We start from the raw sequence: 13,029 nt of genomic DNA, 5'->3' as shown, positions 1-13,029 counted from the left end.
GCCCGCACGGCGTCCCGGACGTGCCACGCCGCTGCGGCTCGAGGCGGCGGGCCTCAGCCCGCCTGACCAGGAATCTCCGCGTACCGCTGCACCCAGGCATGCATCGCGATCGCCGCGGCCGCGCCCGCGTTGATCGAGCGGGTCGAGCCGAACTGGGCGATCGAGCACACCATCGCGGCGTGCTTGCGCGCCTCCTCGGTCAGTCCCGGGCCTTCCTGGCCGAAGAGCAGCACGCACCGCCTGGGCAGCTCGGTGCGCTCGAGCGGGACCGCGCCCGGCAGATTGTCGATCCCGATGATCGGCAGTCCCTCGGCCGCCGCCCAGGCCGTCAGTGACTCCGTGTCGGCGTGGTGGCGCACATGCTGGTAGCGGTCGGTGACCATCGCACCGCGCCGGTTCCAGCGCCGCCGCCCCACGATGTGGATCTCCTTCGCCAGGAAGGCGTTGGCGGTGCGGACCACGGAGCCGATGTTGAAGTCGTGGCCCCAGTTCTCCACGGCCACATGGAAGTCATGACGCCGGGTGTCCAGGTCGGCGACGATCGCCTCCCGCGTCCAGTACCGGTAACGGTCGACGACATTGCGCCGGTCCCCATGGGCGAGCAGCTCGGGGTCGTACGGTCCGCCCTCCGGCCAGGGGCGCGGATGGGGCCCGACACCGACCTCGGGGCCGTAGCCGTCGTCGTACTGAACCGGTTCCTGGGTCTCGCTGCTCACCCGACGAGGGTACGTGCGGGCTGCTCCTCGGGCGCACCGCGCTGATCGGGGACCCGCTCCCGCCCGCGCCGGAGCACTCTGTCCCGCCCCCGCTCCACACGGCCGCCGAGCCACACCAGGAACACGGTCGGCAGGAACACCGCATCCGCGGCGATCATCGCCATCGAGAAGAACGGCAGGCCGAGCAGCACGGCGATGCCGGCGTGCTCCAGCATCATCGCCACCAGCAGGACGTTCTTGACCTTGCGGTTGAAGAGCGTGAAGGGGAAGGCGACCTGCACGATGACCGTGCCGTACGTCACCAGCATCACGATCACCCCGCTGGCGGCCAGGATGTCGGAGAGCCCGGCCCAGGGGGTGAAGTAGTCGAGATTGAGCGGGTAGTACAGGGCGCTGCCGTCCTGCCAGCGCGAGCCCTGGATCTTGTACCACCCGGCGGTGGCGTAGATCAGACAGACCTCGGCCATGATCACGGCGAGGGTGGCGTTGTGGATGAGGTTGGCGAGGACGTCGAGCAGCGTGCGCAGCTCGCTGCCCGGTGCGCGGCGATTCACCAGCCACCAGACGCCGTGGAGGATCCACAGCGTCCAGAACAGGGCGATCAACCACCACTCCCCGCCGACCCGGTCCAGGACCGTCCCTACGACAAGGACCACGCCGAGCACCGCCCACAGCGCCGGGCCCGCCCAGTCACGTACGGGGCCGGCCTGACCGCGCGCAGCCTCGCGCCGAGCACGAAGGGCTCGGCGCGCGTCTAGGGACCACACCTGCCCGCAGCGGGTGAGGACGAGATAGATCGCCATGAGGTGGATGACGTTGTCGCCGCCGTCGCCCATGAAGATGGATCGGTTCTGCAGCGACAGGACACCTGTCATGAAGAGCACCGACATGGCCCGGGTCCGCCAGCCGAGCATCAGCAGCGCGCTGGAGAGCAGGGCGACGATGTACACGACCTCGAACCACACCGTGCTGTCGGACCACATCAGCGCGGTGAAGGCATGGTTGTTGGCGATCAGCTTCTGAGCCATGTCCCAGCCCCACGGGCCCTCGGGCCCGTACAGCTCCCGGCGGTTCGGGAACTCGCGCAGCAGGAAGAGCAGCCAGGTGGCCGCGAAGCCGATGCGGACGATCGCACTCTGGTAAGGGCCGAGCGCGGTCGACGTCACGCGCTGGATGGCGTGGGCCAGACGTCGGTCCACGGTCCGGCCTTCGTGGCGCGCGCGGTCTTCGGGGCCCACACGGCTCTCGGCGCTCTCGCGGCTCACGGGCCGGTCCCGGTTCTCACCGAGGTCCCGGTTCTCGGTGCTGTCGCGGTTCTCGCCGTATTCGCTGCTCTCACGGTTCTCGCGGTCGGGGATCTCCGCGTCGAGGGCCTGGTTCACTTGGCCGCCTCCGTGTCTGCTGCGCCGTCGTTCCGCGTCTCCAGGGGAAGGTCCGCGTCCGTCACCTTCCACCAGGGGAGCACCCGGAAGTAGGGCCGGGTGTCCGTCTTCTCCTTGCTCCACGCCGGGGCCTTGACGGAGCGGGTGACCGACCGCAGCTGGACGCGCTCGACCTTTCCGCCGAGGTCGTGGTGCTCGATGCGCATCATCACGATGCGGCGTATGTAGCGCTCGGAGAGCTGGCCGCGCAGACCGTTGGGCCGGTTGTCGTCGGTGTGCGAGTTGGCGTAGAAGTCCCAGGCACGGCGGAGTTCGTTCTGGTCGACATGGCTGGGGAGGAGGTTCCCGCTGATCGCCTCGCCGTCCTCGGCCGAGAGGTCGATCCACTTGCTCGTGCTGCGCACGCCGTCACCGTCCGTGACCTCTGCCCGGACCTGGACGCCGATGTTCTGCTGCAGGGGATTGGGGGCGAACAGCTTCCAGTTCTGCTCGAACTCGGGGTAGATCCACCCGTCGACCGCCTCGCCGTGCTGCTTGGTCACGGTGTTCGACGGCGCGACATGAAGGAAGACTATGGCCAGATGGGTGCAGCCGAGCACACCGATGACCGCGAGAGCGATCGCGGCCACGACCTGGTAGGGCAGGGAGAGGCTCACTATGCCGCCCTGGGCGCCCTCGTCGCCCGGAGGCGCCCCCTCGCGCCTCGCTCCCTCGTTGCCGTACGAGTCCATCCCGCCCCGATCCCCATGGTCACTTCGGTCCACCGCGGTTATCCACAGGGTTGACACCTTACGGCCCTCAGACTCACCATTGAAGTCATTCAACCGAACGATCGGTCGGTAGGGGGCCCGATGACGGCAGTGACTGCAGAGACGACTGCGGCTACGACGCACCAGGCGCGGTTCGACGCTGCCGTGGCCGCCGACGAGCGCATCGAGCCTCGCGACTGGATGCCCGATGACTACCGCGCCTCGCTGGTGCGCCAGATGGCCCAGCACGCGCATTCGGAAATCATCGGCATGCAGCCGGAGGCGAACTGGATCACGCGTGCGCCCTCCCTGCGCCGCAAAGCGATCCTCATGGCCAAGGTGCAGGACGAGGCGGGCCACGGCCTGTATCTGTACAGCGCGACGGAAACGCTGGGTACGAGCCGCGAGGAGCTCCTCGACAAGCTCCACTCCGGCCGCCAGAAGTACTCGTCGATCTTCAACTATCCCACGCTGACCTGGGCGGACGTGGGCGCGATCGGCTGGCTGGTGGACGGCGCGGCGATCACCAACCAGGTGCCGCTGTGCCGCTGCTCCTACGGGCCGTATGCGCGCGCCATGGTCCGGATCTGCAAGGAGGAGTCCTTCCACCAGCGCCAGGGGTACGAGCTGCTGCTCGCGCTGTCGCAGGGCACCCCAGCCCAGCACGAGATGGCGCAGGACGCGGTGAACCGCTGGTGGTGGCCGTCCCTGATGATGTTCGGCCCTCCGGACGACGCATCGGCGCACTCGGCGCAGTCCATGGCCTGGAAGATCAAGCGCCACTCGAACGACGAGCTGCGCCAGCGCTTCGTGGACATCTGCGTCCCGCAGGCGGAGGCCCTGGGCCTGACCCTCCCCGACCCGGATCTCCGTTGGAACGAGGAGCGGGGTCACCACGACTTCGGGACCATCGACTGGGACGAGTTCTGGCAGGTCCTCAAGGGCAACGGACCGTGCAACGAGCAGCGGATCACCCAGCGCCGCCGGGCCCATGAGGAGGGCGCATGGGTTCGCGAGGCGGCTGCGGCGTACGCCGCGAAGACGGCCGCCGGCAGGTCGGACGAGTCGAACGAGAAGCGCGACGAGGCGCACGTGGAGGCAACGGCATGAGCAGCTCGACCGACTGGCCGCTGTGGGAGGTGTTCGTGCGTTCGCGCCGCGGGCTGTCCCACACCCACGCGGGCAGCCTGCACGCCCCGGACGCCGAGATGGCGCTGCGCAACGCCCGGGATCTCTACACCCGGCGCAACGAGGGCGTCTCGATCTGGGTGGTGCCGTCCGCGGCGATCACCGCTTCCTCCCCGGACGAGAAGGACCCCTTCTTCGAGCCGGCCGCCGACAAGCCGTATCGCCACCCGACCTTCTACGACATCCCGGAGGGGGTGAAGCACCTGTGACCGCCGCACTCGCGCTGGGCGACGACGCCCTGGTGCTCTCGCACCGGCTGGGGGAGTGGGCGGGCCACGCCCCGGTCCTGGAAGAGGAGGTCGCCCTGGCCAACATCGCCCTTGACCTGCTGGGACAGGCCCGGACGCTGCTCTCCCTCGTCGGCGACGAGGACGAGCTGGCGTATCTCCGTGAGGAACGCGCCTTCCGCAATCTCCAGCTGGTCGAGCAGCCGAACGGAGACTTCGCGCACACCATCGTCCGGCAGCTGTACTTCTCGACGTTCCAGCATCTGCTGTTCGGACAGCTGGCGGCGGTCGACAGCGAGTTCACGGGGCTCGCGGCGAAGGCGGTCAAGGAGGTCGCCTACCACCAGGACCATGCCGAGCAGTGGACCCTGCGCCTGGGCGACGGAACGGCCGAGAGCCATGAGCGGATGCAGCGTGCCTGTGATGCGCTGTGGCGGTTCACCGGCGAGATGTTCCAGCCGGTGGAAGGGCTGGCCGTGGACTGGGAATCGCTGCGCACAGGTTGGCTGGAGTCGGTCACGGCCGTGCTGGAGCGCGCCACGCTGACCGTCCCGGACACAGCGGACAAGGGCGCCTGGTCGGCGGGGGCAGGGCGACAGGGCCTGCACACCGAGTCGTTCGGACGGATGCTGGCCGAGATGCAGCACCTGCATCGCAGCCACCCGGGGGCGTCATGGTGACCGACACGCTTCTGGAAGCCGAGCTGCGGAGACTGGCCGGGTCGGTGCCCGACCCGGAGCTGCCCGTGCTGACGCTGGAGGAGCTCGGTGTGCTCCGCGGTGTTCAGGTACTCGGTCCCGGCAGGGTCGAGGTCGCGCTGACCCCCACCTACACCGGCTGCCCGGCCATCGAGGCGATGACCTCGGACATCGAGCAGGTGCTCCACGACCACGGCATACCGGAGGTGTCGGTCGTCAAGGTGCTCTCTCCTGCCTGGTCGACGGACGACATCAGCGCGGAGGGCCGCCGCAAGCTCGCGGAGTTCGGCATAGCCCCGCCACGCCCGGGCGCCAAGGACGGCCCGATCCCCCTCACGCTCACCGTGCGCTGCCCGCACTGCGGATCCACGGACACAGAACTGCTGAGCAGGTTCTCCTCAACCGCGTGCAAGGCACTTCGCCGCTGCACGGCCTGTCGCGAACCGTTCGACCACTTCAAGGAGTTGTAGATGTTCCATCCGCTCCGGGTCAGCGAGGTCGAGCGGCTCACGGACGACTCGGTGGCCGTCACCCTCGCGGTCCCCTCCGAGCTGCGTGACGCCTTCCGCCATACCCCCGGCCAGCACATCGCCCTGCGCCGTACGGGGGCGAACGGCGAGGAGATCCGGCGTACGTACTCGATCTGCACCCCCGCCGCGCCCACCGGCGAGGATCCCCTGCTCCGCGTGGGGATCCGGCTGGTCGACGGTGGCGAGTTCTCGACGTACGCCCTGAAGGAGCTCTCCGTCGGGGACACGGTCGAGGTCATGCAGCCGATGGGCCGGTTCGTCCTGGAGCCGCGTCCCGGACACTTCGCGGGGATCGTCGGGGGCAGCGGGATCACCCCCGTGCTGTCGATCGCGGCGACGCTGCTGGCGCGGGAGCCGGGAGCCCGCTTCTGTCTGATCCGCAGTGACCGCACGGCGGCGTCGACGATGTTCCTGGAGGACGTCGCCGACCTCAAGGACCGCTATCCGGACCGCTTTCAGTTGGTCACCGCGCTCTCCCGGGAGGAGCAGCAGGCCGGTCTGCCGTCCGGGCGGCTCGACCGGGAGCGGCTGACCGAGCTGCTGCCCGCGCTGCTTCCCGTGCCGGACGTGGACGGATGGTTCCTTTGTGGACCGTTCGGACTGGTCCAGGGCGCGGAGCGGGCGCTTCGCGCGCTGGGTGTGGACCGCAGCCGCATCCACGAGGAGATCTTCCATGTGGACGAGGCACCCGCCCCGGCGCCGGTCGCCGCGCCCGCGCACAGCACGCTGAGTGCGACGCTGGACGGCCGCTCGGGCACTTGGGCGGTGCAGGAAGGGGAGTCGCTGCTGGAGACGGTGCTGCGGGCCCGTTCCGACGCGCCGTACGCCTGCAAGGGCGGTGTGTGTGGTACCTGCCGGGCGTTCCTCGTCTCGGGAGAGGTGCGGATGGACCGCAACTTCGCACTGGAGCAGGAGGAGACGGAAGCAGGCTATGTGCTGGCCTGCCAGTCGCATCCGGTGACGTCCGAGGTGGAGCTGGACTTCGACCGCTGACGCGGAGGAAGGTCGCTTCCGGCATGCCGGTTGGCACTGCCGACACCATTCCCTTCCACTGGAACCTGTTCTACCTTGACGACCCGTCAGGCCTGTCGGGCCGGTCGGATTCTCCGATCCGACCGACAGAGGCAGGGCCGGTGCGTGGAAGGACAGGGAAGTGGACTTCACCTTCACCGAGGAGCAGCAGGCAGCCGTCGAAGCGGCGAGGGCGGTCTTCTCGGGCGTCGCGCCCGACGGGGTGCCGAGCCCCGCGCTCAGCCCGGGCGCGGTGGCCGAGGAGTTCGACCGGCCGCTGTGGGCAAGGCTCGCGGGCGCCGATCTGCTGAGCCTCGTGATCGCCCCGCAGCACGGTGGGGCGGGCCTGGACCCGATCGCGCTCTGCCTTGTGCTGCGGGAATCGGCAAAGGTCCTGGCCCGTGTGCCGCTGCTGGAGACCAGCGCGGTGGCCATGACCGTGCAGCGTTTCGGCGGCGAAGCGCTCGGCAGCGGGATCCTGCCCCGCGTCGGGGCGGGCGAGCTGGTGCTGACTGCCGCGGCCAACGGCCGCACCGGACATGACGCTGCCGAGCTCGCCGTCACCGCCCGCCAGGACGGCGACTTCTGGGTGCTCGACGGGATGCAGACAGGCGTGCCCTGGGCTCAGTGCGCCGATCTGCTCGCCGTCCCCGCGCACACCGGCGACGGGCGAGCGGTCCTCGCTCTCGTGCCCCGCGGCCACGAGGGTCTGACCCTCGCCGAGCAGTTCTCCACCAGTGGCGAGCTCTTCGCCGAGGCCCGGCTGGACTCCGTACGGATCGAGCGTGGCGCGCTCATCGACGCCGAGGGAGCCTGGGACTGGCTGCGGGGGCTGCTGGCCACCGGAACCTGTGCGCTGGCGCTCGGCCTCGGTGAGCGAGTGCTGTCGATGACGAGTGAATACACCAGCAAGCGCGAGCAGTTCGGGTTCCCCGTCGCGACCTTCCAGGCCGTGGCCGTACAGGCGGCCGACCGCTACATCGATCTGCGCGCCATGGAGGCGACCCTCTGGCAGGCCGCCTGGCGCATCGGCACCGGAGCGGGCGGGGCCCTGCCCCCCTCCGGAGACATCGCGGTGGCGAAGATCTGGGCGTCCGAGGGCGTGCGCCGCATCGTCCAGACCGCGCAGCATCTGCACGGCGGCTTCGGCGCCGACACCGACTATCCGCTTCACCGGTATCACGCCTGGGCCAAGCAGCTCGAACTCTCGCTCGGCCCGGCGGCGGCCCATGAGGAGGCCCTGGGCGACCTGCTCGCCGCACACCCGCTGGGTGCTTAGCCGCGACGCCTACAGCACGTAGGCAGGGCTGCCGTCCTCGGTGACCATCGGGCGCCCGGCGGCCTCCCAGGCCTGCATCCCGCCGTCGATGTTCACGGCGTCGATGCCCTGCTGGACCAGATACTGGGTGACCTGCGCGGACCGACCGCCGACCCGGCACATCACATAGGCGCGGCGGCCCTCGGCCAGCACCTCGGTGACTTCACCGAAGCGGGCTACGAAGTTGCTGATCGGGACGTGCAGCGCGCCCTCGACGTGGCCGGCCGCCCACTCGTCGTCCTCGCGGACATCGAGCACCAGACCGTCGGCCGGAACGGACGCGACGTCCACCGAGGGCAGCGGGGCGAAATTCATGGGGTTGGCCTTCTCTCGTACCTACAGGGCGCGCACTGCGCACGGCGGGCGTCCATGGGAAACCTACTGCACCAGGCCGGCAAGCTCGGCTTCACGCTGTGCGACCTGTGCCAGCAGCTGCTCGGCGATCTCGTCCAGCAGCCGGTCGGGGTCATCGGGCGCCATTCTCAGCATCGCGCCGATGGCGCTGTCCTCCAATTCCTTGGCAATCGCGGTCAGCAGCTCCTTGCGCTGCGCCAGCCACTCCAGGCGGGCGTAGAGCTCCTCGCTCTCACTGAGCCGGGAAGCCTCATGCACCGGTCCGGCGTCCCACTCCTGCGACAGCTCGCGCAGCAGGGCTTCGTCCCCGCGCCCGTAGGCGGCGTTCACGCGCGTGATGAACTCCTCCCGGCGTGCCCGCTCCTTCTCCTCCTGGGCCAGATCCGGGTGCGCCTTGCGGGCGAGCTCCCGGTACAGCTTGCGCGCCTCGTCGCTGGGCCGCACGCGCTTCGGCGGCCGCACGGACTGGTCGGTCAGCATCGCCGCGGCCTCGGGCGAGAGACCGTCGGAGTCCAGCCAGTCGTGGAAGAGCTCGTCGACGCCGGGCATCGGCATCACCATCGCCCGCGCCTCCTGTGCCCTGCGCAGATCCTCGGGGTCGCCGGTGCGGGCGGCGCGGGCCTCCGCGATCAGGGCGTCGAGTTCGTCCAGCCGCGAGTACATCGGGCCGAGCTTCTGGTGGTGCAGCCGCGAAAAGTTCTCCACCTCGACGCGGAAGGTCTCCACCGCGATCTCGAACTCGATCAGCGCCTGCTCGGCCACGCGCACGGCTCGCTCCAGCCGTGCCTCGGGCCGCTCACCGTCCGCTGCCCGAGCAGCCTGGCTCCCCTGCGCAGCCCGGCTGTCCCCGGCATCCGGGTCGCCCTGCGCGTCCTTCACCTCGGACGCGTCGTGCGCACCCTGCACGCCCTGCTCGTCCACGCTGCTCTGTTCGTCCACGCGGTGGTCGTCCTGCTCGTCGTCGGTCCGGGTCGTCGGCGCCCCGGGAGGATCCTGGGTCACCCGCCCAGCGTATGGCAGAGCACCGTCCACCCCGGGTGGTCGGGCCCCTGGCCCGTCACACGCCGAGCTCGGCGGCTATCCGCCCGCTCCGCACAGCGGCCACCAGCTCGGCGTGGTCCGCCTCCGTCCGGTCCGCGTAAAGCGCCGCGAAGCCGGCCACGGCCTCGTCGAGCTCCTCGTTCTTGCCGCAGTACCCCGCGACGAGCCGAGGGTCGACGCTGTGCGCATGCGCCCTGGCCAGCAGAGCGCCCGTCATCCGGGCGTAGTCGTCCACCTGGTCGGCCGCGAGGGCAGCCGGGTCCACGCTGCCCTTGCGGTTCCTGAACTGCCGCACCTGGAAGGGCCTGCCGTCGACCGTCGTCCAGCCCAGCAGGATGTCACTGACGACCTGCATCCGCTTCTGCCCCAGCACGACCCGGCGGCCCTCGTGCATCGGCTCGGCCTTGTCGAAGCCGGCCGCCGGCAGATGCGGCAGCAGTGCAGAGGCCCGCGCCTCCTTGACCTGGAGCACCAGCGGCTCGCCCCGGTGGTCTATGAGCAGCACCACGTAGGACCTGGTCCCGACGCTTCCGGTGCCCACGACCCGGAACGCGACGTCGTGGATGGCATACCGCGCAAGCAGCGGCAACCGGTCCTCCGAGAGCGTCTCCAGGTATTCCCCGAGCGATGCCGCGACGGCGGCGGCCTCTTCGTCGGGAACCCGGCGCAGCACAGGCGGGGCGTCCACGAAGCGGCGGCCACCGTCGGGCCCGGCCTCCGTCGCCCTGGCGGCGAACCGCGCGCTGGTGTTGCTCCGGGCCTTCTCCGAGACGCGCTCGAGCGTGCCGAGCAGGTCCCGCGCGTCCGTGTGCGAAACGAGTTCCTCGTCCGCGATCGCGTTCCACGCGTCGAGCACCGGGAGCTTGGCCAGCAGCCGCATCGTCCGGCGGTACGCACCGACCACGTCGAAGGCTGCCTTGCGGCAGGTGTCCTCGTCGGCACCGGCCTCACGGCCGGCCAGGACGGTCGAGGCAGCGAGCCGCTTGAGGTCCCACTCCCAGGGGCCGACGACGGTCTCGTCGAAGTCGTTCAGGTCGATGACCAGACGCCCGCGCGCGTCCCCGTACAGCCCGAAGTTCGCCGCATGCGCGTCGCCGCAGATCTGCGCCGCGATGCCGGTGACGGGAGTGGCGACCAGATCATGGGCCATCAGCCCCGCTGTACCACGCAGGAATGCGAAGGGAGACGCGGCCATCCGCCCGACCCGGATCGGAGCGAGCTCCGGCACCCGGCCACGGCTGGACTCCTCGACGGCCTGCACGGCGCCCGGCCGCTCCGCACCGATGACCAGAGTGTCGTGCGACGAGCGCGGCACCTGGCCCCGCAGCGCTTTGCCGGCCTCCCTGGGAGACTCCGGCTCGCTCCCCGTCGCCCCTCGCCGGGCGAATCCGGCGACGTCCGGAACCCGTACGTCCCCGGAAGCAGACCGCTGGACCGGCACGACCGCTTCGACCTCACCCATGGCGGGACCGCCTCCCCCGACGTCGTACAACATCAACTGCCGAAGACGGTACAGCCACGTCAGGCAGCCGTCTCCCCCCTGTGGACAACCTCGCGACCACCCACCCCGCGGGCCGTTCCCCAGGCCGTCCTGCGGGCTGTCCCACGGGCTGGGCTGTCCCGCCCGCCGGCACAGTCATCACGGCAGGACCGCGGTCGGCACGTCGGCAGTCGACACGTCCGCAGTCATCGGGTCGGCAGGTCGGCAGACAGACGTCAGCAGGACCGACCCTCGCCCCGCACACCGCCCGGCAGATAGGACTTGGCCCACCGCCCCAGCTCCCCGAGCGCAGGCTCCAGCGCCGAACCGGCCTCCGTCAACCGGTACGAGACGCGCAGCGGCGGTCCTTCGTCAACGTCACGCACGACCAGCCCGGCCGCCGCCAGCTCGGTCAGACGGTCGGACAGCATGCGCTCACTGATGCCCGGGATGGCTCTGCGCAGCTCGGCGAAGTACACCGGCTGCTGCATCAGCACGGACACGATCGGGCCGGTCCAGCGCTTGCCGAGCAGTTCGAATACGTGCGTGATCGACCGGTCGACCTGTCTGCACCCGTGCTCGTCGTGATCCGCCATGACCCCAGCGTACTGCCCTCCCGTGAGCGGGTGAAAAAAAGTAAGCTCCTGTGTTATTCATAGTTACGCACAAAATCTTGGGCGCTCGCTCTGTCGTCGCGCCCGCCCTCTGCGCTCCTGCGCATCCGCATATCTGGAGAACCACGTGGCCACGCTGCTGCACATCGATTCCGCCGTCTTCCCCCAGGGCTCCGCATCGCGCGATGTCACTGCTGCATTTGTGAAGTCCTGGCTGGAGGAACACCCCGAAGGCAAGGTCGTCTACCGCGATCTGGCCGCCAACCCTCTGCCGCACCTCGACATGGGCGCCGTCTCCGCGGGCGCGGACGACGCGCTGCGCGCCGTAGCTCGCGGACGAGCTCACGGCGGCGGACGCCGTACTGATCGGCGCCCCCATGTACAACTTCACGATCCCGTCCACGCTCAAGGCATGGCTGGACCAGGTGATCATCGTGGGTCACAACGCAGGCAGCCCTGACGGCCCTGTGGCGGGCACCCCGGTCACCGTCGTGGCCAGCCGCGGCGGCTCGTACGCCCCCGGCACTCCGCGCGAGGACTTCGAGTTCGTCCAGAACTACATGGAGAAGGTCCTCACCGCGATGCTCGGCGCAGAGGTCGACTTCATCGTTCCCGAGCTGACGCTGGCACCCGCGAGGCCCGAGATGGCCGAGCTCATCCCGCTCGCCGAAGCCTCCCGCGCCAAGGCGTTCGACCAGGCCACGCAGAAGGCGAAGGAGCTGGCTGCGCGCCTGGCCGCGTAACCGGCCGGCTCATCGGCGGGAGCGGCACAACGTCGGCGGGGCGGATCCGCCGCTCCCGCCGACGGCCCACGCATTCCGCGTGTGTTCCACGTGAAACATCCCACAGCGGGATGACCACGCCGCCCGTAGCCCTCCGCTTCTGCCCTGACAGCTCCACAGCCCTCGGAGCCCGCTCGGCCCGGCCCTCAGAGCCCGCTCGGCCCGGCGCTCAGAGCCCCGCGTCACGCGCCAGCAGCGCCGCCTGCACCCGGTTGTCGCACTCCAGCTTGGCCAGGATCCTGCTGACGTACGTCTTCACGGTCGCCTCGCTCATATGCAAACGGCGCCCGGCGTCCGCATTGGACAGCCCTTCGCCGAGCAAGGCCAGCACCTCACGTTCGCGCGCGCTCAACGCGGTCACCCGCGCCCGGGCCTGCTCGCTGCGTGCCGCGGCACGCCCCGAGGCCAGCTGGTCCACCACATGCCGCGTCGCTCCGGGCGAGAGATATGCGTCACCGGCAGCCGCAGCCCGTACGGCGCGGATCAGTTCCGCAGGGGCGGTGTCCTTCAGCAGGAAACCGGCACCGCCGTGCTCCAGCGCCCGCAGGACGTTCTCCCGCTCGCCGAAAGTCGTGAGCACGACGACCCGGGTCTCCGGAACGGTCCTCCGCAGCTCGGACAGGGCCGTGAGGCCGTCCATGACCGGCATCTGTATGTCGAGCAGCACCACGTCCGCGCTGTGGGCGCGGGCCAGGTCGACGGCCTCGCGGCCGTTCGCCCCCTCCGCCACCACTTCGATCTCCAGGTCGGAGGTGAGGATCATCCGGATCCCGGCGCGAATCAGCGGCTCGTCGTCGGCGATCACGACCCTGATCGGCGAACGCGGCGAACGCGGCGATTCCGGCAACGCCGGCGAACCTGCCGGCCCCGATGCCCCCGCCGCCCCAGGAGACCCCGAAGACCCCGGCAAACCCGCACCCCCCGCAGCCCCCGGAGAAC

Annotated in this window: 14 protein-coding genes and 1 pseudogene; 7 read left to right on the top strand and 8 right to left on the bottom strand. The window is 70.2% G+C overall.

All coding sequences use genetic code 11. The features are described 5' to 3' along the window. Positions 1-53: 53 nt before the first annotated feature. From ABT078_RS22260 to ABT078_RS22250, 3 genes are all read right to left on the bottom strand, one after another. A complete protein-coding gene (locus ABT078_RS22260) occupies positions 54-716 on the bottom strand; it encodes a TrmH family RNA methyltransferase (RefSeq protein WP_351230304.1) in 663 nt (220 codons plus the stop codon). Next, positions 713-1,954, bottom strand: coding sequence for an HTTM domain-containing protein (locus ABT078_RS22255; RefSeq protein ID WP_502981273.1), 1,242 nt, complete (start codon positions 1,952-1,954; stop codon positions 713-715). Before ABT078_RS22255 ends, ABT078_RS22260 begins: the two co-directional genes overlap by 4 nt. A 140-nt stretch (positions 1,955-2,094) precedes the next feature. Then, a complete protein-coding gene (locus ABT078_RS22250; RefSeq protein ID WP_351230302.1) occupies positions 2,095-2,829 on the bottom strand; it encodes a DUF5819 family protein in 735 nt (244 codons plus the stop codon). Positions 2,830-2,949: 120 nt separating this feature from the next. On the opposite strand from ABT078_RS22250, the gene paaA reads away from it, so the two are divergent. From paaA to ABT078_RS22220, 6 genes are all read left to right on the top strand, one after another. Next, entirely contained in the window at positions 2,950-3,957 is a 1,008-nt protein-coding gene (paaA, locus tag ABT078_RS22245; protein WP_351230300.1) for a 1,2-phenylacetyl-CoA epoxidase subunit PaaA, read from the top strand. Then, on the top strand, positions 3,954-4,244 hold the full coding sequence (gene paaB, locus ABT078_RS22240) for a 1,2-phenylacetyl-CoA epoxidase subunit PaaB (RefSeq protein ID WP_351230298.1): 291 nt from the start codon (positions 3,954-3,956) through the stop codon (positions 4,242-4,244). The genes paaA and paaB overlap by 4 nt, the downstream gene beginning before the upstream one ends. Continuing rightward, the gene (paaC, locus tag ABT078_RS22235; protein ID WP_351230296.1) at positions 4,241-4,942 is read left to right on the top strand and encodes a 1,2-phenylacetyl-CoA epoxidase subunit PaaC; all 702 of its coding nucleotides are present in this window, start codon (positions 4,241-4,243) and stop codon (positions 4,940-4,942) included. Before paaB ends, paaC begins: the two co-directional genes overlap by 4 nt. Continuing rightward, a complete protein-coding gene (gene paaD, locus ABT078_RS22230) occupies positions 4,936-5,430 on the top strand; it encodes a 1,2-phenylacetyl-CoA epoxidase subunit PaaD (RefSeq protein ID WP_351230294.1) in 495 nt (164 codons plus the stop codon). The genes paaC and paaD overlap by 7 nt, the downstream gene beginning before the upstream one ends. Next, positions 5,431-6,483 carry a 2Fe-2S iron-sulfur cluster-binding protein gene (locus ABT078_RS22225; protein WP_351230292.1) on the top strand — a complete coding sequence of 351 codons (1,053 nt, stop codon included), beginning with the start codon at positions 5,431-5,433 and terminating at the stop codon, positions 6,481-6,483. It abuts the gene before it with no gap. Positions 6,484-6,643: 160 nt separating this feature from the next. Further along, complete coding sequence (locus ABT078_RS22220) at positions 6,644-7,780, top strand: acyl-CoA dehydrogenase family protein (protein ID WP_351230290.1); 1,137 nt, start codon at positions 6,644-6,646, stop codon at positions 7,778-7,780. A 9-nt stretch (positions 7,781-7,789) separates the two neighbouring features. On the opposite strand, the gene ABT078_RS22215 is transcribed toward ABT078_RS22220, so the two are convergent. From ABT078_RS22215 to ABT078_RS22200, 4 genes are all read right to left on the bottom strand, one after another. After that, a complete protein-coding gene (locus ABT078_RS22215; protein WP_351230288.1) occupies positions 7,790-8,134 on the bottom strand; it encodes a rhodanese-like domain-containing protein in 345 nt (114 codons plus the stop codon). Positions 8,135-8,197: 63 nt separating this feature from the next. Further along, positions 8,198-9,175, bottom strand: coding sequence for a hypothetical protein (locus tag ABT078_RS22210; RefSeq protein WP_351230286.1), 978 nt, complete (start codon positions 9,173-9,175; stop codon positions 8,198-8,200). 55 nt (positions 9,176-9,230) lie between these two features. After that, positions 9,231-10,676 carry a DUF2252 domain-containing protein gene (locus tag ABT078_RS22205; protein WP_351230284.1) on the bottom strand — a complete coding sequence of 482 codons (1,446 nt, stop codon included), beginning with the start codon at positions 10,674-10,676 and terminating at the stop codon, positions 9,231-9,233. Between the two features lie 254 nt (positions 10,677-10,930). Beyond that, on the bottom strand, positions 10,931-11,290 hold the full coding sequence (locus ABT078_RS22200; RefSeq protein ID WP_351230282.1) for a winged helix-turn-helix transcriptional regulator: 360 nt from the start codon (positions 11,288-11,290) through the stop codon (positions 10,931-10,933). Positions 11,291-11,435: 145 nt separating this feature from the next. Here ABT078_RS22200 and ABT078_RS22195 point away from each other — a divergent pair. Next, a pseudogene (locus ABT078_RS22195) lies at positions 11,436-12,051 on the top strand (FMN-dependent NADH-azoreductase). A gap of 208 nt (positions 12,052-12,259) precedes the next feature. On the opposite strand, the gene ABT078_RS22190 reads toward ABT078_RS22195, so the two are convergent. Beyond that, entirely contained in the window at positions 12,260-12,895 is a 636-nt protein-coding gene (locus ABT078_RS22190) for a response regulator transcription factor (RefSeq protein WP_351230280.1), read from the bottom strand. Between the last annotated feature and the right edge of the window lie 134 nt (positions 12,896-13,029).

Source organism: Streptomyces sp. NPDC002133 (assembly GCF_040296405.1).
Classification (GTDB): Bacteria; Actinomycetota; Actinomycetes; order Streptomycetales; family Streptomycetaceae; genus Streptomyces.
This window is presented reverse-complemented; position numbering and strand designations above follow the sequence as displayed.

What these genes read in the sequence shown, in the direction of transcription:
- paaA (WP_351230300.1), top strand. Translation starts at nt 2,950, where the DNA reads ATGACGGCAGTGACTGCAGAGACGACTGCGGCTACGACGCACCAGGCG.
- paaD (WP_351230294.1), top strand. Translation starts at nt 4,936, where the DNA reads ATGGTGACCGACACGCTTCTGGAAGCCGAGCTGCGGAGACTGGCCGGG.
- ABT078_RS22225 (WP_351230292.1), top strand. Translation starts at nt 5,431, where the DNA reads ATGTTCCATCCGCTCCGGGTCAGCGAGGTCGAGCGGCTCACGGACGAC.
- ABT078_RS22215 (WP_351230288.1), bottom strand. Translation starts at nt 8,134, where the DNA reads ATGAATTTCGCCCCGCTGCCCTCGGTGGACGTCGCGTCCGTTCCGGCC.
- ABT078_RS22200 (WP_351230282.1), bottom strand. Translation starts at nt 11,290, where the DNA reads ATGGCGGATCACGACGAGCACGGGTGCAGACAGGTCGACCGGTCGATC.
- ABT078_RS22205 (WP_351230284.1), bottom strand. Translation starts at nt 10,676, where the DNA reads ATGGGTGAGGTCGAAGCGGTCGTGCCGGTCCAGCGGTCTGCTTCCGGG.
- paaB (WP_351230298.1), top strand. Translation starts at nt 3,954, where the DNA reads ATGAGCAGCTCGACCGACTGGCCGCTGTGGGAGGTGTTCGTGCGTTCG.
- ABT078_RS22250 (WP_351230302.1), bottom strand. Translation starts at nt 2,829, where the DNA reads ATGGACTCGTACGGCAACGAGGGAGCGAGGCGCGAGGGGGCGCCTCCG.